The organism is Serratia sp. DD3 (genome assembly GCF_000496755.2).
In genome coordinates, this window is record NZ_AYKS02000002.1 from 1 (window position 1) to 23,605 (window position 23,605).

Annotated in this window: 15 protein-coding genes; 7 read left to right on the top strand and 8 right to left on the bottom strand. The window is 49.6% G+C overall.

Annotation, left to right across the window (positions count from 1 at the left end; all coding sequences use genetic code 11):
- The 3 genes from tnpB to IO95_RS00040 form a co-directional block, all read left to right on the top strand.
- On the top strand, positions 1-328 hold a 328-nt coding region (gene tnpB / locus IO95_RS00030), incomplete at its 5' end, for an IS66 family insertion sequence element accessory protein TnpB (protein ID WP_072011627.1).
- Between the two features lie 54 nt (positions 329-382).
- Positions 383-1,876: an IS66 family transposase gene (locus IO95_RS00035; RefSeq protein ID WP_051791043.1), complete on the top strand. Its 1,494-nt coding sequence runs from the start codon at positions 383-385 to the stop codon at positions 1,874-1,876.
- A 424-nt stretch (positions 1,877-2,300) separates the two neighbouring features.
- Positions 2,301-5,702, top strand: coding sequence for a calcium-binding protein (locus IO95_RS00040; RefSeq protein ID WP_037383147.1), 3,402 nt, complete (start codon positions 2,301-2,303; stop codon positions 5,700-5,702).
- Positions 5,703-6,108: 406 nt separating this feature from the next.
- On the opposite strand, the gene cobB is transcribed toward IO95_RS00040, so the two are convergent.
- The 5 genes from cobB to lolC all read right to left on the bottom strand — a co-directional run bounded on the left by cobB (position 6,109) and on the right by lolC (position 11,137).
- The gene (gene cobB / locus IO95_RS00045) at positions 6,109-6,945 is read right to left on the bottom strand and encodes a Sir2 family NAD+-dependent deacetylase (protein WP_023491784.1); all 837 of its coding nucleotides are present in this window, start codon (positions 6,943-6,945) and stop codon (positions 6,109-6,111) included.
- A gap of 64 nt (positions 6,946-7,009) precedes the next feature.
- The gene (gene nagK, locus IO95_RS00050; protein WP_023491785.1) at positions 7,010-7,939 is read right to left on the bottom strand and encodes an N-acetylglucosamine kinase; all 930 of its coding nucleotides are present in this window, start codon (positions 7,937-7,939) and stop codon (positions 7,010-7,012) included.
- Between the two features lie 51 nt (positions 7,940-7,990).
- Positions 7,991-9,238 carry a lipoprotein-releasing ABC transporter permease subunit LolE gene (lolE, locus tag IO95_RS00055; RefSeq protein ID WP_023491786.1) on the bottom strand — a complete coding sequence of 416 codons (1,248 nt, stop codon included), beginning with the start codon at positions 9,236-9,238 and terminating at the stop codon, positions 7,991-7,993.
- Entirely contained in the window at positions 9,238-9,942 is a 705-nt protein-coding gene (gene lolD, locus IO95_RS00060) for a lipoprotein-releasing ABC transporter ATP-binding protein LolD (RefSeq protein ID WP_023491788.1), read from the bottom strand. Before lolD ends, lolE begins: the two co-directional genes overlap by 1 nt.
- Complete coding sequence (lolC, locus tag IO95_RS00065) at positions 9,935-11,137, bottom strand: lipoprotein-releasing ABC transporter permease subunit LolC (protein WP_023491790.1); 1,203 nt, start codon at positions 11,135-11,137, stop codon at positions 9,935-9,937. Before lolC ends, lolD begins: the two co-directional genes overlap by 8 nt.
- Positions 11,138-11,670: 533 nt before the next feature.
- On the opposite strand from lolC, the gene mfd reads away from it, so the two are divergent.
- The 4 genes from mfd (at position 11,671) to xdhC (ending at position 19,132) form a co-directional block, all read left to right on the top strand.
- Positions 11,671-15,150, top strand: coding sequence for a transcription-repair coupling factor (mfd, locus tag IO95_RS00070; protein ID WP_023491792.1), 3,480 nt, complete (start codon positions 11,671-11,673; stop codon positions 15,148-15,150).
- Positions 15,151-15,481: 331 nt separating this feature from the next.
- Positions 15,482-17,788 (top strand): xanthine dehydrogenase molybdenum-binding subunit XdhA, encoded by a 2,307-nt coding sequence (gene xdhA / locus IO95_RS00075; protein ID WP_023491793.1) that lies wholly within the window; start codon positions 15,482-15,484, stop codon positions 17,786-17,788.
- A complete protein-coding gene (xdhB, locus tag IO95_RS00080) occupies positions 17,781-18,659 on the top strand; it encodes a xanthine dehydrogenase FAD-binding subunit XdhB (RefSeq protein ID WP_023491795.1) in 879 nt (292 codons plus the stop codon). The genes xdhA and xdhB overlap by 8 nt, the downstream gene beginning before the upstream one ends.
- The gene (xdhC, locus tag IO95_RS00085) at positions 18,656-19,132 is read left to right on the top strand and encodes a xanthine dehydrogenase iron sulfur-binding subunit XdhC (RefSeq protein ID WP_037383155.1); all 477 of its coding nucleotides are present in this window, start codon (positions 18,656-18,658) and stop codon (positions 19,130-19,132) included. Before xdhB ends, xdhC begins: the two co-directional genes overlap by 4 nt.
- Before the next feature lie 52 nt (positions 19,133-19,184).
- On the opposite strand, the gene IO95_RS00090 is transcribed toward xdhC, so the two are convergent.
- The 3 genes from IO95_RS00090 to IO95_RS00100 form a co-directional block, all read right to left on the bottom strand.
- Entirely contained in the window at positions 19,185-20,546 is a 1,362-nt protein-coding gene (locus IO95_RS00090) for an NCS2 family permease (protein WP_023491798.1), read from the bottom strand.
- 114 nt (positions 20,547-20,660) lie between these two features.
- Positions 20,661-21,977: a guanine deaminase gene (gene guaD, locus IO95_RS00095; RefSeq protein WP_023491799.1), complete on the bottom strand. Its 1,317-nt coding sequence runs from the start codon at positions 21,975-21,977 to the stop codon at positions 20,661-20,663.
- A gap of 26 nt (positions 21,978-22,003) precedes the next feature.
- Positions 22,004-23,419, bottom strand: coding sequence for a nucleobase:cation symporter-2 family protein (locus IO95_RS00100; protein ID WP_023491801.1), 1,416 nt, complete (start codon positions 23,417-23,419; stop codon positions 22,004-22,006).
- Positions 23,420-23,605: the final 186 nt, after the last annotated feature.

The following is a 23,605-nucleotide window of genomic DNA, read 5'->3' on the forward strand; positions in this document are numbered from 1 at the left end:
CCCTGAACACGTCTGGATTGCTCGCCAGCCCGTAGATATGCGGTGTGGGGTGGATAAGTTAACCCAATATGTTGCCGAACATCTCGGTCAGACCTGGCAAAGTGAAGCCGCGTTTATTTTCTGTAATAAAGCACGCACTCGCATCAAGTTGTTGCGCTGGGATAAGCACGGGGTCTGGTTGGCGGTACGTCGATTACATCGCGGTCATTTTGTCTGGCCTCGAGAAGGTGACACCACCTGGACACTGACCACCGAGCAATTTTCGTGGTTGATAAAAGGCATTGACTGGCAACAGATCGAAGGCCAAATTTTGACGAAGTGGCAATAAAAATAACCACATAATCATTTGATTTAAATGATGATATTTAATCAATGTGGTAATATGATTGCCATGATGACATTGCCGTCCGACCTGACTAATGACCAATTACGCACGCTGGTGATAAAACTCCAGCGTGAGAATACTCGTCTGGCTGAGTTGCTGGCTCAGGCACGTCAAGCCCGGTTTGGACGCAAGGCAGAAAACTTCTCACCCGCTCAGCTCAGCCTGTTGGATGAGGACAGTGAAACTGATATTAGTGCGCTGGAAGCTGAACTGGAAAAAACCTTGCCCGCAGCACCACTGGCTACGGTAAATAAACCCAAGCGCCAGGCATTAGCCGCTCACTTGCCACGTGAAGAAATCAGGCTAGAGCCGGAGAGCGCAAACTGCCCACAGTGCGGTGATCCACTGCGTTTTCTCCGTGATGAAATCAACGAGACACTGGATTATATTCCGGCACAATTTATTGTCAGAAAAACGGTGCGTCCACAATACAGTTGCCCGTGCTGCCAGACGGTACACAGTGCCGAGTTACCGGCGCAGGTGATTGATAAAGGTCAGGCTGCCCCCGGTTTATTGGCACATATCACCATCAATAAATGTGTTGACCATCTTCCGCTGTATCGGCAAAGCCAAATCTTCGCTCGCGATGGAATAACACTACCAATCAGTACATTGTCTGACTGGATGGGTAAAGTGGGTGTTGCACTCAAACCCCTTGTCGAACGGTTGCATGCGTTACTCTGTGAGCAGAAGGTATTGCACGCTGATGAAACGCCACTCACCCTGCTGGCAGGTAAAAAAGGCACCACACAGCGTGGTTATCTCTGGGCGTATGCTTCTCCGGCAGCGGCAGAGCAGCGTATGGTGATGTTTGATTGCCAACCTGGACGCAATGGGGGCTATGCACAGACTTTTTTGACCGGTTTTACCGGTACGTTGGTTGTTGATGACTATGCTGGCTATAAATCACTCTTTGCTTCTGGCGCAATAAAAGAAGCCGGGTGCCTTGCCCACGTCAGACGTAAGTTCTTTGAGCAATACAAAGTTAACCATCACCCACTGGCCAAACGCGTACTGGACGGCATCCGCGAGTTGTACAAATTAGAGCGGTTGATAAAAACGCGAACAACCCAAAATCGGCAACGATGGCGAAACCGTTATGCCAAACCGCATCTGGCTACGCTGCATGCCCTGTTATTAGCACAACAACATCAAGTTCCTGGTAACTCGGGGATCCACAAAGCTATCCTGCATGCCTTGAAACGCTGGCCAGCCTTGCTCTGTTATCTGGATGATGGCGCGATCCCCATTGACAACAACCATATTGAAAACTGCATCCGTCCTGTGGCATTGGGTAGAAAAAATTGGCTCTTTGCAGGTTCACTGCTGGCCGGGCAGCGCATGGCCGGTATCATGAGTCTGCTACAAACCGCCAAACTCAATGGTATAGAACCCTTTACCTGGTTGAGCTTCGTTCTTACTCATATACCGACATGGAAAAATAGCCAACTGGACGAGCTGCTACCCTTCGCAAAAAACACCTTCGCTTAATTAGTACGAACAGAATAACCAATAAGGTTATTTACACAAGGTGATACCACCGGATGCTTACGTTTTCAAACCATTTAATGGTGGTAGGGTGCAAAAAATATATTTTTGCCTAACTCCTCAAAACGAGCATGAAGTGAAAGGACTGTTGGCTCAGTACAATACTGTACCTGCTACGCCTTCTGAATAACCTGTTTAGCCACGCCACGCGCCATGATAGATGACAGCACAAACAACTATGGGGATGTTTACCCCAAATCTGATTTATTCAAAAAAGCCTAGTTTTTGTTGACTACTTCACTAAGGCTGCATGAATATAACGGTGGGTTACCCCCCAAACGAATCGGAAAACCGATACTGGGAAAACTCTAAATCAGTGGTCAGTTTTAGTTGACCACTACACTACAAAACACAATAAGGATGTTATATGACAATCTATAAAACACCAATCAGCAAAACAGGCAATGAATATATCGACTTTCTGTTAGCTCACAATCAAAAGTTTCTTCCTTCAGAAGGTGAAAACACCTATACATGGAGCTTTGTACGTCTGGATCGAGCACCAACAGATGAACTTCATGGCGGAATAATTTCAGAAACCTCTCAAGAATATGCCAGATATGCTTTTCAGCAGATGAGCAATATTATTAATGTTAATTTTAGAGAAATTGATGCCTCAATAAATACCCCCGGAGATATCCACGTTTACTCCCCTGCCTATTCGGCTCCTTATGAAGGTGTAGCGGTAAGCAATAATGGTGCTGAATACGCAGAATTGCAGTATAAGGATCGACCATCTCCTAGTCTAGAGGATAATTGGGATGTAGCAGGTCATGAACTCGGTCATATTATGGGGCTTGGCCATACACATTCATTAGTAAATGGAGAGTGGGTTACCGATACCTATCGTTCAGACATGAATAGAATTGATACTCTCATGTCATATAATCACGGTGAAAAAGCTAATGGTACTGGTGAACGGCTGAATATTCTGGATGAAATAGGAAATCGTACCGCTCATGCATTTAACCACACTTATGGTATCTACGATATGCTGGTTCTACAGCATATTTATGGTGCAAATACCAGCTACAACGCTGGAGATACAACCTATACCTATACCCCTGATAGCCTAAGTTTCTTTGAAACCATTTGGGATGGTGGCGGTAACGATACTATTGATATTTCTGCTTTCAATAACGGTGCTGAACTGAATCTCAATGGCGGGACTCGTAGTTCCGTCTATATTTCAACCAACATAATACAAGAAGCTATGAATGCCTATAACGGAAAAAACAGTATTGGTATTGCTTATGGCGCCAATATTGAAAACGCTAAGGGTACTCAAGGTAATGACATTATTTACGGCAATGAACTGAATAACACGATTTACGGTAATGCCGGCAATGACATTATTTACGGCGGTGCCGGTAATGACTGGATTCATGGTGGCGAAGGTAGTAATATTCTCTATGGAGATGATGGCAGCGATACCCTAGTCTCTTACGGTAAGGACACACTATACGGAGGTATGGGTGATGACCGTTATCAGATATACGGCAATGATTATGTTCAGGTTATTGAAAAAGAGAATGGTGGCTATGGCGACTTTATGATGGTTTATACCAAAGGCGTTACCAACTATATTCTTTCGGATAATGTCGAACATCTTGAACTAGATAGTTTTGCAACCTACAACTCTACCCTGACGGGAAACAGCTTAAATAACCATTTGTATGGTAACGATGGTGACAACATCCTTACAGGTCGAAAAGGAAGTGACCGGTCACAGGGTTATAAAGGAAGTGATACCTATATATTCAGTAGTGGCGATGGTAAAGATTATATTGGTGAATACTATAACGACAAGACGGCCTCAACCGATAACGATGTTTTACTGCTGACCGATATTTCAGCTAATCAGTTATGGTTTACCAAGACAGGCACCTCCAGCTATATGGGACTAAGAGTTTCAATATTAGGCACAACCGATGAGATTAATATTGATGGCTGGTACACATATAATGCTAAACTGGAACAGATAAAAACTCAGGATGGCGTGGTGCTGTCCATTGCGCAGATAGAAGCTCTGGTTGGTATTATGGCTAGCCAGACTAAGCCTTCAGGAAATACCTCAACGATTATTCATGACTATCTGGCGCAAACTGGTACCGGATCCCCTTCCGGTGACCAACTTTTCTATGGTAATGAGCAGAATAATTCAATCAGCACCGGAACAGCAAACTCCACACTGTATGGTGGTTCGGGCAATGACACCTTAACCGGTGGAGCAGGTAATGACACACTATATGGTAATGATGGAGATGACACACTATCCGGTGGTGCAGGAACAAATATTCTTATCGGTGGTGCCGGTAATGATACATTAATATCCAACAAAGGTAACGATACCCTGATTGGTGGCGCAGGAAATGATAAATATCAAATATGGGGAAATGAATACCGTATTATAGAAGAGAGTCAGGGAGGAATCGATAGAGTAGAAATATATACAACAAATACCATTCAGTTTATTACACCGGATAATATCGAGAACATCAGTCTAAATTACCCCTATATGAACCACTCAGGAATCACTGGTAATGCGCTAGATAATGCTATTAATGGCAACGTTGGCAATAATCTTTTAATTGGCGGTAAAGGAAAAGACACCTTACAGGGATATCAAGGCAGCGATACCTATGTATTTAATTTAGGCGATGGTCAGGACACCATCTGGGAGTACGATAACAATACGGTACCCATCACCGATATCGATATTTTACGTTTCACTGATATCAATGCCGATAGACTCTGGTTTAGTAAATATTCTTACGGGGGCTATGAATCACTGATGGTACGGGTTCTTGGAACCAGTGACCAGATAGTGGTTAATCGCTGGTATTCCAGTAACGACAAGCTGGAGCAAATTCAAACCGCGGATGGAATTACACTGTCTATTGCTCAGGTTGAAGCGTTAGTGAGCATGATGTCCCAACAAACCATGCCAACAGGCAATAGCTCCACTGTTATTCAGGATTACCTGACACAAACCAACGTAGTCTACGGCACTCACGGTGAAGATTATCTTTCCAATGATGCAGCCAGTAGCACCTTCTACGGTGGCAATGGCAACGATAAAATCATCTCCAAAGGCGATGATATGCTTTATGGTGGTAATGGAAACGATGTTTATGAAATACATGGAACAACGCTTTATGTGTTTGAAGAAAAAAATGCCGGGCTTGATACAATACAGTTATATACAAATAAGGCTATTGACTATTTTATTCCGGATAATGTCGAAAATATGATGATAATGAATCTTACCGAAACATATGCTTTAAAAAATACCGGTAACGATTTAGATAACTTCATACAGGGTAACCATGGAAATAACATTCTTGCCGGAGGAAAAGGTAATGACATTTTACAAGGCTTCTTCGGTGGTGACACTTATGTCTTCAATAAAGGGGATGGTCAGGACATCATTAAAGAAGCCAAAAATAATACTTATGCAGATACCGGAACCGATGTCTTATTGTTCACGGATATTTCATCCAACCAGTTATGGTTTACCAAAGATTTATCCAATGGCGGTGAGTCACTGCTGATTAATGTGCTTGGTACTACCGATGAGATACTTGTTAGCAACTGGTATTCTGGTAATGCCACGCTAGAGCAAATAAAAACCCAAGATGGCGTCACCTTATCCACTGACCAAATTGAATCTATGGTCAACGTAATGAGTTCGTATGCGATGCCAGCAGCTTACAACTCATCAATTATTGATGATTATATGACACAAGCGTCAATAATAATGGGTTAATATCAACTTAACCAGCAGCATATAAACCACATAAGCAACGTTCACTTTAAGTGGGTGTTGCTTATTTCTTATCATTCTTAAGCCACGTCGATGGGCGCGTCAGCTGGCCACGGTGGTCGCTATTGACGGTGGAGCACACACCGATAATGCTAGCTGAGATCAGATTAGTCTGGGGAAATTAGCTTAATCCAATGCGCCGGTTTTGCATCACGCAAAACCGGTCACCCAATGAAGGTGTTTTCAGCGAAAGCACACCGTCAAACAGCCACTTTGGCGCATTCACCAAGGTTGGTCTGCCGCCAGTGGTCAAGCGGCGAAGAAGTCGATATTCTCCCTGACCGCTGGGCAGGAAAACCATCAATGTTTAAAACTATCAATGTTTAAAAGCATCAAAATTTTAAAAGCATCAAAATTTGTCTGCCCGCTCAATCTTCCCCATCAAAAACTTGTGTACAAAGTAAGGCACCACTTCACTGGCCGGGCCATAATGTTTCTCTTCAAACTGGCTTTCCACCTGGCTGGGCTCCAGGTTCAACTCCATCGTATAAGCCCCACCAAGGCGCGCCTCATGTACAAAACCCGCCGCCGGGTAAACATTACCCGAAGTACCAATCGCCACAAAGAAATCAGCTTTGGCTAATGCGGCGTAGATTTCATCCATTTTCAGCGGCATTTCCCCAAACCAGACCACATGTGGCCGTAGCGGTGCCGGGAACTGACAGCAGTGACAGCGTTCATCCACGCTGAGATCTCCTGACCACTCAAACACCTGCCCAGAACTGGTGCAGCGCACCTTCAATAGCTCACCGTGCATATGCACTACCCGCTTGCTGCCAGCCCGCTCATGCAGATTATCGATATTCTGTGTCACCAGTAGAAAGTTATCCCCCAGCCACTCTTCCAGGCTGGCTAATACCCGATGTGCGGCATTAGGGGCGATTTCAGGCAGCTGAAGCTGTTGCCGACGGGCATTATAAAATGCCTGTACCAACGCAGGATCGCGTTTAAAGCCATCCAGCGTCGCCACATCCTCTACTCGGTGCTCTTCCCATAACCCATCAACGGCCCGGAAAGTACGGATACCGGACTCAGCAGAGATACCCGCCCCGGTCAATACCACCACAAATGGCTTTTTCAGCTCAGCTGTCGCCATGGTATCGCGATGAAAAATTCTTGAACGAAAACGTTGATGTAGCAGGTTTTTTCTCTTACGAAACTGAAACAGCTGATGATGAGTACGCATAAGCTCTCCTTAAATTATACCCGGGTCAGCGCTGTTCAAAACGCACTGAGTGTGTCTCTGCAACTTAAATGGGGCTGGCACTATTATCATCGCGCAGATTAAGCAACGCCGCGCCTCTAACGCCACCCGCATCACCATAACGTGCCTGTTCGATGCGCGGCAATTTGGCGACGGATAATAGATAGTTCGGCAAGCGCTGAGGTAATGCCTGATAAATCTCGCTAAAATTCGATAAACCACCACCGAACACCACTAAATGGGGATCAATAAGGGTTAGCAAGTTGCCCAGGCAAATAGCCAACACCTCTAGGTATCGATCAACATGCGCCACCGCTTGCGGCTCACCGGCGTGATAATGTGCAATAATTTGTTGTGCTGACAGTTGCTGCTGATAAAAATGCGCATACATCCATTCAAATCCACGGCCTGACAGATAATTTTCAATGCAACCCGCATGACCACAACCACAGGCAACCCGTGGAATATCACGCCCCAGTACCTCCAGCGCATCCACCGGTAAGCGGAAATGGCCAAATTCACCGGCAATATGGTTACGCCCAGCCAGCACTTTACCATCAACAATCAAACCACCACCGACACCTGTCCCCAGAATGATACCCAGTACCACCGGATAACGGCGAAACTCTGGGTCCCAGGCTTCAGACAAGGCAAAGCAGTTGGCATCGTTATCGACCCTGACCTCACGACCAATCAAGCGGCTCAGATCACCAGGTAATGGCTGCCCCATGGCTGCAGGGACATTAGCGGTAAACAACGTGCCATCTTCATTTGGCAACCCAGGAATACCGATCCCCACCTTACCCGCTGAACCACAAAAATTATCGGCCTCAACGGTCAAATCATGTAACACCGCCAACAGTTCTTGATAGTGTTCACGCGGTGTTGGTACCCGTTTTTGCCAGATGCACTGCAAATCAGTATCGAATACACCCAGTTCAATCTTGGTGCCACCCATATCGAAACCATAGTACATCACACTCTCCAGCTAAAAAAATGGAGCCCTTCATCGAGCCTCAGGTTTTTATTATTGGCCGCTCAAGACGCGGGCAGGATCAATGCGACTGGCTCGTCTGGCAGGATACCAACTGGCCAGCAAGCTAAGGATAATCGCGGTTGCCAACACAATGACCACATCTAACCCATGCAGTTCGGAGGGCAGAAAATCAATAAAGTAGATATCGCCAGATAGGAACGAGTGACCGAGCAACTTCTCTAACCCTTTAATGATAGGTGTCAATTGCAGTGAGGCAATCACCCCAATCACAACGCCACTTAGGCTACCCACTAACCCAGCCAGCAGACCATACCAAATAAAGATGGCACGGATAAAACCGTCTTTGGCTCCCAGGGTACGCAGCACCGCAATATCGCTACTTTTATCTTTTACTGCCATCACCAAGGTGGAAACAATGTTAAAGCAGGCCACACCAATCACCAGTACCATCGCCAGATACATGATGGTACGGACCATTTGAATATCACGGTACATATAGCCATAGGTACCAATCCAGCTTTTAATATAGACGTAACTATTGGTCACGCCACCGGCATCTCGCACCAGCTTATTCGCCGCAAACACATCATTGACCTTGATGGCAATGCCGGTAACGCTGTCACCCATATCGAGATATTGCTGGGCATCCGCCAAAGGAACCATCGCCAAGCTGTGATCAAGTTGACCGCTCAGTTGTAAAATACCGCTAACCTGTAGGCGAATACGCTTAGGCTGCAACAGTTTCATCTGCGGATCACTGTTTGGGATCATCACCGTGACAGAGGAGCCCACCGATACGCCCAAGGCTTCGGCCACCCCTTTACCCAAGATCACCTGCTGCTCCCCACTTTTGAAATTAGCCCAAGCATCACCTTGTACAAAGTTGGGTAGCGCACTGAGTCGGCTTTCATGTGCAGGATCGACCCCTTTGACCTGCACTGCACGCAGTTGTGCACCGTTTTCCATCAACCCAGTGAAATTGATATAGGGCGCGGCGGCTAAAATACCCGGTACTTGTTCTATACGCTGCAACGCCTCGGGCCAATCGGCAAACGGCTGCTCCACCGCTTCGATCTCACCATGGGGGACCACCGCCAGAATACGGTCCTGCAGTTCACGCTCAAAACCGTTCATGGCACTCAGGCCAACGATCAATACCGCCACCCCCAGCGCAATCCCGATAGTGGAAATCACCGAAATCAGCGAAACCATACCGCCACGCCGCCGGCCACCACTAAAGCGCAGTGCCATCAACAATGAAAGTGGCAATGCACGCATTACTTGGCCCCCATCAAGGCAGATTCAGCCTGTAACTGGCCATCCACCATTTCCAACTGACGACTCAAGCGTTTTGCCAATTGCAGGTCATGAGTCACCACCAGAAATGCCGTCCCTTGACGCACATTCAATTCACCCAACAGATCGAAAATACTATCGGCGGTGCGCTTATCCAGGTTACCAGTAGGTTCATCTGCCAGTACCAGTGACGGGCTATTCACCAAAGCACGGGCAATGGCCACGCGCTGGCGCTCACCACCGGAAAGTTCAGAGGGGCGATGTTTACTGCGCTTTTCCAACCCCACCGCTGCCAGCATTGCCAAGGCTTTTTCCTCAGCCAATGCGGGCTTGGTGCCGCCAATCAGCAATGGCATTGCCGCATTTTCCAGTGCGGTGAAATCAGGCAGTAAGTGGTGAAATTGATAAATAAACCCGAGTTGACGATTACGTAGCTCAGCCTTGGCAGCAGAAGAAAGGGTATTCAAGCTCTGCCCTTTATAAATCACCTCGCCAGAAGTGGGCGAATCCAACCCACCCAGCAGGTGTAATAAGGTACTTTTACCTGAGCCGGAACTGCCGACAATCGCCATCATCTCACCGGGTTGCATGGCAAAGCTGACATCGCGCAGTACCGAGGTGTGCAAGTTACCTTCCTGATAGGTTTTACACAGGTTGTCGCACTGCAACAAAAGTTGATTATTCATAACGTAAAGCCTCCGCAGGTTGTACGGCGGCAGCGCGCCATGAAGGGTAAAGCGTAGATAACAGCGAAATCGTCATTGCGACCAGGGCAATCAAGGTCACTTGTAGCGGGTCAACCAGCACTGGCAACGAAGCACCATCGATCAGCGCCCCCAGAATCGGCAGCAGGTTATTCAGGTTGCTGGCCAGTAACACCCCTAATAAGGTACCCAGCAGTGAACCGATAATGCCGGCACTGGCACCTTGTACCATAAACACCGCCATAATCTGGCGTCGCGTCAGGCCTTGGGTTTGTAAAATGGCCACTTCCCCCTGCTTTTCCATCACCAGCAGCCCTAGGGAAGTAATAATATTAAAGGCCGCCACTGCTACTATCAGGCTAAGCAGCAACCCCATCATATTCTTTTCCATCCTGACGGCCTGAAACAACTCACCTTTACGGTCGCGCCAGTCTTTCCATACGCCACCTTCTGGCAACGTCTGTTGGCTCAGGGTATCCACCTTCAGCGGTTGCTCAAGAAACAGCCGCCAACCCGTCACGCTGCCTGCCGGGTAACGCATCAGGCGTGAAGCATCCTGCTGATTGACCAGCAATTGGTAACCATCTACCTCACTATTGGCGTGGAAGGTGCCAATCACCGTAAACAAGCGTTGGCTTGGGATGCGCCCCATCGGGGTGAACTGGCTGGCGCTGGGTACCATCAAGCGCAGTTGATCACCGGGTTTAACCCCCAGTTGTTCTGCAAGCTGCTCACCAAGAATAGTGTTGTATTCACCCGGCTGAAGTTGCTGCTGTTTAGCCGTCACTAGATAAGGGGCCAGTGGATCAGCCTCATCAGGATTAACCCCCAACAGCACCCCCACCGCCACACTGCGCGCGCTTTGCAACACCACATCACCGGTGGTCAACGGAGTGACACGTTTCACCCCTTGCAAGCTTTGTAATGAGGAGGCGGGAAACTGTTCAGGATTAATAAAGCCCTGTTTGCTGGTAACCAGCGCTTGCGGCATCAAGCCTAGAATGTTGTTTTCGAGATCTCTTTCGAAGCCATTCATCACCGAAAGCACAGTAACCAGCGCCATCACCCCCAGGGTAATGCCGATGGTGGATAGCCAGGAGACAAACCGCCCAAAGCGGTCTGAGGCACGCCCTCGCATATAGCGCAGGCCGATAAATAACGCGACAGGTTGATACATGAAATCCGTTTTATTGCGGTAGCTTAAGCAAAGTAATCAAGGATAATAAAGGCTCTACCCGCTTTATGGAACCACCTGCACGGTTTTATTCTCGCAAGCACCCTCGCTTTGAGCCAATTTTTGTGGCTGGCACACCTAGGCTCTCTTTTTCATTCCAGACAATTTCTTTTTCATTCCAGACAAATAGTGGCTGCTACAGGTGCGAGTGATGCAGGTTAGCCGACCGTTGAGCGCATGGACGCGCGATACGAGCCCCCAAGGACGGGTTTACGGCGTGTCGGCGTTCCGCGTCACTCCCACCGACCTGACGCTTAGAGTAAAGTGCTATTACACACAGCGAATTGGATTGGTGAAATAACTACCAGCTAACTTCTTGCGTTTACTTTTAGCGGTGTCAGTTTATAGCGCTCTGGGCTAGTATATATTCAAGTTTATCCACGTTGCCTCAGGTCAAAAGCACTTAATGGGAGAAACGCTTTCCCTCAGCCTGTATGACAACAGGGACATTTCATTGATTAAGTAAAGATAACTGCATGAGTACTTCTGATAATAGTCGCCGTTCTGCTTTATCCTCTGCCCGTTACCCACTCCCTGTTCGTGCGGGTGATTTGCGTCAACTTGGGCAGCTTACCGGCTCAGCCTGTGCCGTTGAATGTGCTGAAATCACTGAGCGCCATTCCGGCCCGGTGCTGCTCATTGCCCCAGATATGCAAAACGCGCTGCGGCTACGTGATGAAATCCAGCAGTTTACCGACCAGATGGTGACCACCCTCTCCGACTGGGAAACCTTGCCCTACGATAGTTTCTCACCTCACCAGGAGATCATCTCTTCCCGTCTTTCCAGGCTATACCATCTGCCTGCTATGGAGAGCGGCATTATTATTCTGCCCGTCAACACCTTGATGCAGCGTGTTTGCCCGCATGAGTTTTTGCGCGGACACGCCCTGGTGATGAAGAAAGGCCAGCGCCTGTCAAGGGACCTGCTGCGTACCCAATTAGAGCAGGCGGGCTATCGTTGTGTCGATCAGGTGATGGAGCATGGTGAATTCGCCACTCGCGGCGCCCTGCTGGACTTGTTCCCCATGGGGAGCGATGCCCCTTTTCGCATCGACTTTTTTGATGATGAAATCGACAGCCTGCGCACCTTTGACGTAGATAGTCAACGGACGCTGAGTGAAGTCGAGTCGATCAATCTGCTGCCCGCACACGAATTCCCGACGGATAAAAATGCCATTGAGCTCTTCCGTAGCCAGTGGCGCGAACAGTTTGAAGTCCGCCGCGATGCCGAACATATTTATCAACAAGTCAGTAAAGGCACTTGGCCGGCGGGCATTGAATATTGGCAACCCCTGTTCTTCAGCCAACCCCTGGTTTCTCTGTTCAGCTACCTGCCAGCCAATACACTGGTGGTGAATACTGGCGATCTGGAAAGTGCCGCAGAGCGCTTCTGGCAAGATGTTAATCAGCGCTATGAAGGCCGGCGAATTGACCCAATGCGCCCCCTGCTCCCCCCAGAAACATTGTGGCTACGGGTTGATGCGCTGTTTGGTGAGCTAAAAGCCTGGCCACGGATTGCTCTGAAACCTGAAGAGTTACCTGACAAAGCCGGGTGCTGTAACTTGGGTTATCAACCCTTACCCGATCTGGCCGTTCAAGCCCAGCATAAATCACCGCTGGATAATCTGCGCCGCTTTATTGAGCATTTTACCGGCAGTACGGTGTTTTCGGTAGAAAGTGAAGGCCGCCGTGAAACCCTGCAAGAATTGCTAGGCCGCATCAAACTCAATCCGCCAGTGATCCAGCGCCTTGATGAGCTCAACGCCACCGGCAGTTACCTGATGGTGGGCGCGGCCGAGCGCGGTTTTATTGATACGTTACGTAACCGAGCCATGATCTGTGAAAGTGACCTGCTTGGTGAACGTGTCAGCAACCGTCGGCGAGATAACCGCCGTACCATCAACACCGATACCCTGATCCGTAACCTGGCGGAACTACACCCGGGGCAGCCGGTAGTCCACCTTGAGCATGGCGTTGGGCGCTATGTGGGGATGACCACACTGGAAGCCGGCGGCATCAAGGCGGAATACCTGATCCTCGCATATTCCGGTGAGGACAAGCTCTATGTCCCGGTCTCTTCCCTGCATCTGATTAACCGCTACGCCGGGGGAGCTGATGATAACGCCCCATTACACAAACTGGGGAGTGATGTCTGGTCCCGTGCGCGGCAAAAAGCGGCGGAGCGGGTGCGCGATGTCGCGGCAGAGCTGCTGGATATTTATTCCCAGCGGGCGGCTAAATCCGGCTTTGCGTTCAAACATGATCGCGAGCAATATCAACTGTTCTGCCAAACCTTCCCGTTTGAGACGACACCCGACCAAGAGCAGGCCATCAACGCCGTGCTGAGCGACATGTGCCAACCACTGGCAATGGACCGTCTAGTCTGCGGTGACGTTGGTTTTGGCAAAACAGAAGTGGCGATGCGTGCCGCTTTTCTGGCGGTAGAAAATGGCAAACAGGTGGCGGTGCTGGTCCCCACCACCTTGTTGGCACAACAGCACTTCGATAACTTCCGTGATCGCTTCGCTAACTGGCCATTCCGTATTGAGATGATGTCACGCTTCCGCAGTGCTAAAGAGCAGCAACATACCCTGCAAGAAGCCGTAGAAGGTAAAGTGGATATCATTATCGGTACCCATAAGCTGTTACAAAGCGATCTGCGCTGGAAAGATCTGGGGCTGCTGGTTGTCGATGAAGAACACCGTTTTGGCGTGCGCCATAAAGAGCGCATCAAAGCCATGCGAGCTGATGTTGATATCCTGACACTCACCGCTACGCCGATTCCACGTACCCTGAATATGGCCATGAGTGGCATGCGTGATCTTTCGATCATCGCCACCCCACCAGCCCGCCGTTTGGCAGTAAAAACCTTTGTTCGTGAATACGACAGTCTGGTGGTCCGTGAAGCAATCCTTCGTGAGGTACTGCGTGGTGGTCAGGTTTATTACCTGCATAACGACGTGGACAGTATCGATAAAGCAGCCCAGCGCTTGGCAGAACTGGTGCCCGAAGCACGTATCGCCATCGGCCACGGCCAGATGCGTGAACGTGATCTGGAACGGGTGATGAACGATTTCCATCACCAACGCTTCAATGTCTTGGTGTGTACCACCATTATTGAAACCGGGATTGATATTCCCAGCGCCAATACCATTGTCATTGAGCGGGCAGATCGCTTCGGCTTAGCGCAACTGCATCAGTTGCGTGGCCGTGTTGGCCGCTCCCACCATCAAGCTTATGCTTACTTGTTAACACCTAATCCGAAAGTGATGAGTACCGACGCACATAAGCGCTTGGAAGCCATTGCCTCGTTAGAGGATTTGGGCGCTGGCTTTGCCCTGGCGACTCACGATCTGGAGATCCGTGGTGCTGGGGAGTTGCTGGGGGAGGAACAAAGCGGCCAGATGACCACTGTCGGTTTCTCACTGTATATGGAACTGTTGGAAAGTGCGGTTGATGCGTTGAAAAATGGCCGTGAACCGTCACTGGAAGATCTCACCAGTCAGCAAAGCGAAGTTGAACTGCGCATGCCAACTCTGCTACCGGATGACTTTATTCCAGACGTCAATACCCGCTTATCCTTTTATAAACGCATCGCCAGCGCTAAAAATGAAGGGGAACTGGAAGAGTTAAAAGTCGAGTTAATTGACCGCTTTGGATTGCTGCCGGATGCGGCTCGTAACCTGCTACAAAGTGCCGCCATGCGGCAACAGGCACTCAAGTTGGGTATCAAGCGCATTGAAGGTAACGAGCGTGGTGGTTTTATTGAATTTGGTGACAAGAATCAGGTTGATCCCGGGTATTTGATTGGCTTGCTGCAAAGCAAACCACCGGTTTACCGCCTGGATGGGCCGACCAAGCTCAAGTTTACACTTGATCTCTCCGACCGGTTGAAACGGCTGACGTTTATCGCCGAGTTGCTGGTGGCCTTCAGGGAACATACCTTGGCGGCTTAAATAGCAATAGCTATCTATCTGCCCCGCTTCAAGCAACAGCGTCTGACAAGCACTGGCGGCATCTGCCGCCAACCTGCTATCACCTCATTATCAAACTGATAATTGCCGTTATTAATATGATAATGATTGACCCCTTTCGTGTACTGACTCAAGCCATCTTATTGAGATTCCGCCAAACCCAATAGGCAACACAGACGATAAATTAACCGTCGATAATATTGTTCAAACTCAATCAACAAAATCCTCTTCCTGCTGGCTAATCGACACTTTTTGGCCTGTTCCTTGCTGTATTCTTTGATCACAACTCATTGCCCTCATCAAGGAGGCTAAGATGTCTTTAGGAACATCGCATAAGCGTGTAGATGCCGAGGCAAAAGTCACTGGTCGAGCTCGCTACACCGATGATTTAACTATGCCTGGTATGCGCTATGCCAAGTATGTCCGTAGCCCCATCGCCCATGGCCTGGTCACCCGCATCGACACCGAAAAAGCCTTGCAACTCCCTGGTGTGGAAGCCATTTTCACTTATCAGGATATCCCGTCCTATCTCTTCCCAACCGCTGGCCATGCCTGGTCGTTGGATGCCAATAAACATGATGTCGCAGATAAACAGCTATTAACTAACCATGTGCGCCACCATGGTGATGGGGTGGCCATCGTTGTGGCCTGTGACCCATTGACGGCTGAAAAGGCCGCTATGCTGGTGGAGGTTGAATATCAGGAACTGCCGGTGATGACCACTGCCGCAGCCGCGTTAGCCGCCGATGCCCCGCTACTGCATGGAGGGGAAAGTAACCTGCTGAAACAACATGCACTGCAAGGGGGGGATCCTGAAGCCGCCTTCGCCGCCGCTGACATTTTGGTCACCGGTAACTACTACACCCATGTCGTGCAGCACTGCCATCTGGAAGGGGTAACTTCATACGCCTATATGGACCAGATGGATCGTATCGTGATCGTCTCCAGTACCCAGATCCCCCATATTGTGCGCCGTGTAGTCGGTCAGGCACTGGGGCTGCCCTGGTCCGCTATCCGGGTGATCAAACCCTATATCGGTGGGGGTTTTGGTAATAAGCAGGATGTCTTGGAAGAACCGATGGCGGCATTTCTCACCTGGAAACTCGGTGGCATCCCCGTTAAAGTGGAGCTGAACCGTGAGGAGTGTTTTCTGGCATCACGTACGCGCCATTCCTTTGATATCAGCGGTAAGATGGCGGTCGATCAGCACGGTGTACTGCAAGCCTATAGCCTGGACGTGCTCTCTAACACCGGTGGCTATGCCTCCCACGGGCACTCCATTGCTTCCGCCGGGGTGAATAAAATTGCCTATCTCTACCCACGTCTTGCCTTGGGCTATAAAGCCACCACCTTCTATTCCAATCTGCCCAACGCTGGTGCCATGCGCGGCTATGGCGCACCGCAAGTCACTTTTGCGCTGGAATGCATGATTGATGAGGCAGCCGCCAAACTGGGCATCGACCCCCTCGAGCTGCGAATCAAAAATGTCGCCCGCCAAGGTGACACCAACCCACTTAATCATAAAGAGATTAAGAGTGCCGGTATTCTTGAGTGCCTGTTACGGGGTAAGGAACTGTTTGAATGGGATGCCCGGCGCAGTGCCTGCCTGAATCAAACTGGCCCGATCCGCCGAGGCGTGGGTGTCGCCTGTTTAAGCTATTCATCAAATACTTATCCGGTAGGGGTAGAGATCGCCAGTGCCCGCCTATTGATGAACCAGGATGGCACCATCATTCTGCACGTTGGTGCCACAGAAATCGGCCAGGGTTCAGATACCGTTTTCGCCCAAATGGCGGCTGAAACCATTGGCGTCCCCTTCTCGACCCTGCATGTTAACTCAACGCAAGATACTGACATCACCGCCTTCGACCCCGGTGCCTTTGCTTCAAGGCAAAGTTATGTCACCGCCCCGGCCGTTCGCCAGGCGGCCACAGAACTGCGTGCCAAGATCCTGAAACAGGCCGCCTATATGAGCAGCCAGCCAGAATGGGCGCTCGATATTATTGACGGCAATGTGGTGTTTAGCGAGATGCCCGAAAAGGTCTTGTTCTCAGTACAAGACGTTTCCATGAGTGCGCATTACGACCAGGAGGTCGGTGGGCAGTTGATCGCTGAGGTCTCCTGCAAGACCCGCAGTAATCCCCCGGCTTTTGGTTGTACCTTTGTCGACCTCACCGTGGATATTCCATTATGCAAAGTCACTATCAACAAGATTATCAACCTGCATGACTCCGGTCAGGTCCTCAACCCGCAGTTAGCGGAAGGCCAAGTGCATGGCGGCATGGGGATGGGGATCGGTTGGACCCTGTTCGAAGAGATGATCGTAGACGAAAAAACCGGCATCGTGCGCAATAACAACCTGCTGGATTACAAGTTCCCGACGATTCTCGACCTGCCGGACCTGGACTGCGAATTTATTGAAACCTATGAACCGCAATCCGCCTATGGGCACAAAGCTCTGGGTGAACCGCCGTTGATCTCCCCGGCGCCGGCCATTCGTAATGCCATCTGGATGGCAACCGGCGTGAAAATTGATGACTTGCCCCTGACACCCAAAGCACTCTATCGGCATTTCGTGCAGGCGGGTCTGCTCGAGCCACAGGAGAACAACAATGTATGACATCGCAGATTATTATCAGGCGACCAGTATCGACGATGCCGTGCGCCACTTGGCTGCCAACCCGCAAGCCCGATTAATTGCTGGCGGTACCGACGTATTGATCCAGCTCCATCATATGAATGGTAAATATCGTCATCTGGTGGATATCCATGATTTGGCTGAGTTAAACGGCATCAGCCTACTGCCAGACGGCACGTTACGCATTGGCAGCGGCACCACCTTCAGCCAGATCATCGACTCGCCGTTGGTTCAGCGCCATGTTCCGGTATTGGCTGAAGCCGCCACGACCATTGCAGGGCCACAAGTGCGCAACCGAGCCACACTGGGGGGGAATATCTGTAATGGTGCCACCAGTGCAGACTCCGCCTCACCTTGCGTGGTGATGGAAGCAGAATTGGAAATCGCCACTGTTAATGGCCTACGCCGTACCCCAATGCTTGGCTTTCACACCGGCCCCGGCAAAGTGGCGCTGGTGCAAGGGGAAGTGGCAGTCGCCTTTCTGTTCAAAGCTCAGCACTATCAGAATATAGGGGCCAGCTATTACAAATACGCCATGCGTGACGCCATGGATATCGCCACCATCGGTTGTGCTGCTGCCTGCAAAATTGAAAATGGCCGTTTCAGTGAGGTCAAACTGGCGTTTGGTGTTGCCGCACCGACGCCTATCCGCGCCCCTCATGCCGAGCGTACCGCCCTGGGCCAACCATTTAACCGGCAAACCCTGGCGGCGGTGGGTGAAGCGGTGATACGTGATGTGCAGCCCCGTTCATCATGGCGTGCTGCCAAAGAATTCCGTATGCAAATTATTCGTACCCTGGCTGAGCGTGTTCTGGCCCAGGCCGCTCAACGGGCGGGAGGAGAACTATTATGATGATCAATTGCACCATTAATGGTCGTGCCTATCAGTTTAATATTGACCCACGCATGTCACTGATGGAGTTACTACGCCAACAGGGGCTCAATAGTGTCAAACAGGGGTGTAGCGTCGGGGAATGCGGTGCCTGTACGGTACTGATCGATGATATAGCCACCGATACCTGCATCTATCTGGCGCTTTGGGCCGATGGCAAGTCCATTCGCACTGCTGAAGGGGAAGTCAAAGGCAGACACCTTTCTGCGGTACAGCAAGCCTATGTGGATACCGGCGCGGTACAATGTGGCTTCTGTACCCCCGGGTTTGTAATGACCAGTACCTCGATGGTGGAACGTTTTCGTGGACAACCGCTCACCGAGCAGGAAATTCGCCGTGGACTGGCGGGTAATTTATGCCGTTGCACTGGCTATACCAGCATCATCAAAGCCGTACAAAAAGCGCAACAGTTGGATGAAGAAACCCCACGCTGATGGGGCAATCCCCCTCACCTGATTGTGAGGGGGATAATACAACACTCGCCAATTAAATCGCCCAGCCCCCCGCATAGAAGGCCACTAACGCTACCGCAATCAGTACCGTACCGATATTCAGTTTGCGCCATTCATTAGCGAAGATGCGGCCAATCACCAGGGTGCTGAAGCCCAGCATGATGCCGGTAACAATATTACAGGTCAGCACAATAAACACCGCACAGACCAGGCCTGACATGGCTCCCACCGAGTCATCAAAGTCTAACCTGGCGACGTTACTTAACATCAACAGCCCGACATACATCAGGGCTGGTGCAGTAGCGTAAACCGGTACCAGATAAGACAGCGGTGACAAGAACAACATCAGCAGGAAAAGCACCCCGACTACTGCGGCCGTCACCCCGGTTTTGCCCCCGGCTGCGGTTCCCGCTGCCGATTCAATATACACTGCCGCCGGAGAAGCCCCCACCAACGCAGAAAACATACTGCTCATGGAGTCGGTGGTTAATGCACGGCCCCCATTGATAATCTGCCCATCTTCATCCAGTAGATTGGCCTGCCCAGCAACTGCCCGGATAGTCCCCGTCGCATCAAATACTGCCGTCATTACCAGTGCCAGTACACTGGGCAACACCAGCGGATTCAGCGCACCTTTAATATCCAGACTGAAAATAAGTGATTTACCATCCGGCCCTGACAGGCTGGGTAGTGCGAACAACCCTTGATATTTTACGTTGGGATCAAAAACCAAACCGACCAGCGAAATACCGATGATCACCAATAAAATCCCACCAGGAACACGCTGCTTTTCCAGTCCAAAAATCAATGCAAGCCCCACCAGTGACATAATGACCGGGAAGGAAACAAAGGAACCTAACGCCACAGGTAACCCTGCCATTGGGTTCTTGACCACCATGCCCACACTATTGGCGGCGATCAGCAGTAAAAACAGCCCGATGCCAATCCCGGTACCGTGGGCGATGCCTATCGGTAAGTTACGCAATATCCATGAGCGGATACCGGTTACCGAAATAGCAGTGAAGAAAAAGCCCATTAAAAAAATAGCCCCTAGCGCCACCGGGATGCTGATCTGCTGATTAAGTACCAGACTGAAGGCAGTAAAAGCCGTTAATGAGATGGCGCAACCAATCGCCATGGGCAGGTTCGCCCACACCCCCATCACCAGCGAACCGACACCCGCAACCAGGCAGGTCGCCACAAACACCGCCGTAGGCGGGAAACCAGCCTGGCCCAACATGCCAGGTACCACAATCACTGAGTACACCATTGCCAGAAAAGTGGTCAACCCGGCTAATACTTCCTGCCGGACCGTACTCCCCCGCTCGGTAATTTTAAAATAGTTATCTATTGAACTGGCGGGTTTCTTGGTTTGCTCTGTCTCTATCTGTGACATATTTATGTCCTCTGAAGGTCCATTGAGGCTTACCCCTGTCAGTGCTCTTTATCGTTCTCTTGCCTTGACCAATAAATGGGGTAAAGCCAATCCGGGTCAATTACAGTCATTTGTTTAAGTGCGCTCGTATACCAGTCGGCCATCAACATAAGTCCGATATATTGAGCGATCATCCCCGAGTGTCATCATGACAAAAAGCTTATCCATCAAGGTTTTCGAATTGTCGTAACGCAATTGTTGCAATGGTGTCGCCGTCGGCTCAAGGACCACAAAATCTGCCTCTTTGCCGACATTGAAATTACCAATAGTGTCTGCCAGCCCCAGGGCATCAGCCCCCCCCAATGTCGCCAGATAGAATGCTTCATAAGCCGACAAACGGTAACTCTGCAGTTGCATGATTTTGTAGGCTTCGTTCAGGGTCTGCAGCATATTGAACGTGGTTCCAGCACCGATGTCGGTCCCCATCCCCACCTTGACCTTTTTCCGCCAGGCTTGAGAGAGTTTGAACAAGCCACTCCCCAGATACAGGTTGGAGGTCGGGCAGAACGCAATAGATGAATGGGTATCATGCAAGCAATCCCACTCCGACTCTTCCAAATGGATACAGTGGGCAAACACGCTTTTTCTGCCGGTCAGACCATAGTGGTGATAGACATCAAGATAATTTTTGCGCTCTGGGAATAACTCTTTTACCCAAGCAATTTCGTCTTTATTTTCCGATAAGTGAGTATGCAGATAGGTGTCTGGGTATTCCTCACGTAACCGTTGCACCATTTCAAGTTGCTGTGGTGACGAGGTGGGGGCAAAACGCGGTGTAATGGCGTACAGCAAACGGTCCTTTTTATGCCAACGCTCAATCAAGGCTTTGGTTTGGCTATAACTGCTCTCTGGGGTATCCAATAGATAATCTGGCGCATTGCGGTCCATCATCACCTTACCGGCAATGATACGCATATTGATGTGATGGGCGGCCTCAAATAGCGCTTCAACGGATTCAGGGTGAACCGTACCAAAAACCAATGCGGTGGTGGTGCCATTGCGCAGCAACTGTTTAATGAAAAACGTCGACATTTCACGCGAGTATTCAATGTCGTTATAACGCTTTTCTGCTGGGAAGGTGTGCTTATTCAGCCAATCCAACAGTTGCTCACCATAAGCGCCGACCATTTCACACTGCGGATAATGAATATGGGTATCGATAAAACCTGGCACGATCATTTTACCGCTATAATCACGCACCCGAACACTGTCTGGAATTTGGTGGTGCCCTTCTTCCCAGGTGCCAAACCATGCCACACGTCCATTTTGGATCAGTAATAAACCATCCTTGATAAACCGCAGATGTCCTTCTATTTCTTCTGGATATTCCACCGTGCGGCTAATATCCAGAAAACTGCCCCGCACCGCTTTGATTGATTGCTCTTTTTCCATTGCCAAATCCCTTATTTTATATAAACCTAATTTTTATTTTCCCCTTCAGGGGCGATTTCTAATGAAGAAGTCACCTCGCTGCGGCTCTTTATTTCATTCAGTGGTATCAGCAGATTGAGAATGATCGCCGTCAACCCACCAGCACAAATCGGGTTTTCCACTAGGACATAAATTGAGGCGGGTAATACGCGGAATACTTCAGGATCGTAAGAAACCCCCAGGCCCAATCCCAACGAGGTGGCGACAATAATGGTTTCCCGGCGGTCTAAGCCGTTAGAAATAATGATGCGAATACCAGCGATGGCAATCATCGAAAACATCAGCGTCATTGCCCCCCCGAGTACCGGGGCAGGAATAGTGGTAAAAAAGCGCCCCACCACTGGGAACAGCCCTAAAATGACCAGAATGACCGCAATAAATTTACCGACATGGCGGGAGGCCACGCCAGTCATCTGAATCACCCCATTATTTTGCGCAAATGTCGTTAGCGGCAATGAACCCAACATAGTCGCAATCACCGAGACCAGGCCATCTGCCAAGACCCCGCCACTCAGGCGCGAAGTATATGCCTCCCCTTTAATCGGCTGATTAGACACCATTGCCGTTGCGGTGATATCCCCCACTGCTTCCAGCACACTTAGCAGATAAATAGTGCCAGCGACCAAAAAGGCGTGAAGATCAAAAGAGAAACCGTATTTAAAGGGCACGGGGGCGGTAATAAGCGGTAGATTCTGCATCACCGAAAAATCCACCAGACCTAAGAACAGCGCCACCACATAACCGACGACAATGCCAATAGCAATACCGCCCATACGCAATAAAGGATGCCGCGAACAGTTAAAACCGATCACCACCACCAGCACCAACAGACCAATACCAATGCTTTCATAGCTACCGAAAGTACCGCTACTTTTAGCCGCGAAACCGCCGCCGAAATCGATGATGCCCACTTTGATCAGGCTAAGTCCGATCATCAGTACCACCACGCCGCTGACGGTGGGGGTAATCACGCGTTTAAGATAAGGCAAAATAAACGAGGAGCCGACCACCAGAAAGGCCCCAACAAACGAGACCCCAAGCAAGGTAGAAATCATCGCTTCTACATGCAGGCCGTCTGCTTTCATGGTGCTGCCCAGAGAGATCATCACCGTTACAAAGGAGAAGTTGACGGATTGAATCGACAGTAAACCCGAGCCGACACGGCCATAGCGGTTTACTTGCAGCCAAGTACCAATCCCCGAGGCAATCATTGCCATGGAAACCAGGTAAGCGGTCACATCCGCAGGTAATGACAGTGCTGTGCCGACAATTAACGCCGGTGTCACCATGGGTACAAAAATAGCCAATAAATGCGTAATAGCACTTACCATCGATTGATTAAATGGAGGTTTATCCTCCAGTGAATAAATCAGATCACTTTTTTCAGTGGTTATATCAGACATCCCTTTACTCCCATACAGTAAATTTGATCATCTGATTCAATAGATATGCGTTATTTATTTCACATTCTGTAATTCGCCATATTCTACCCACGGATTACTGCAAGCACTGATAATTGACTCATAACTCTTTATGGCGACAATAACAGATCAGCGATTATGTTCAGCTAATATATTGAACCCTTTATA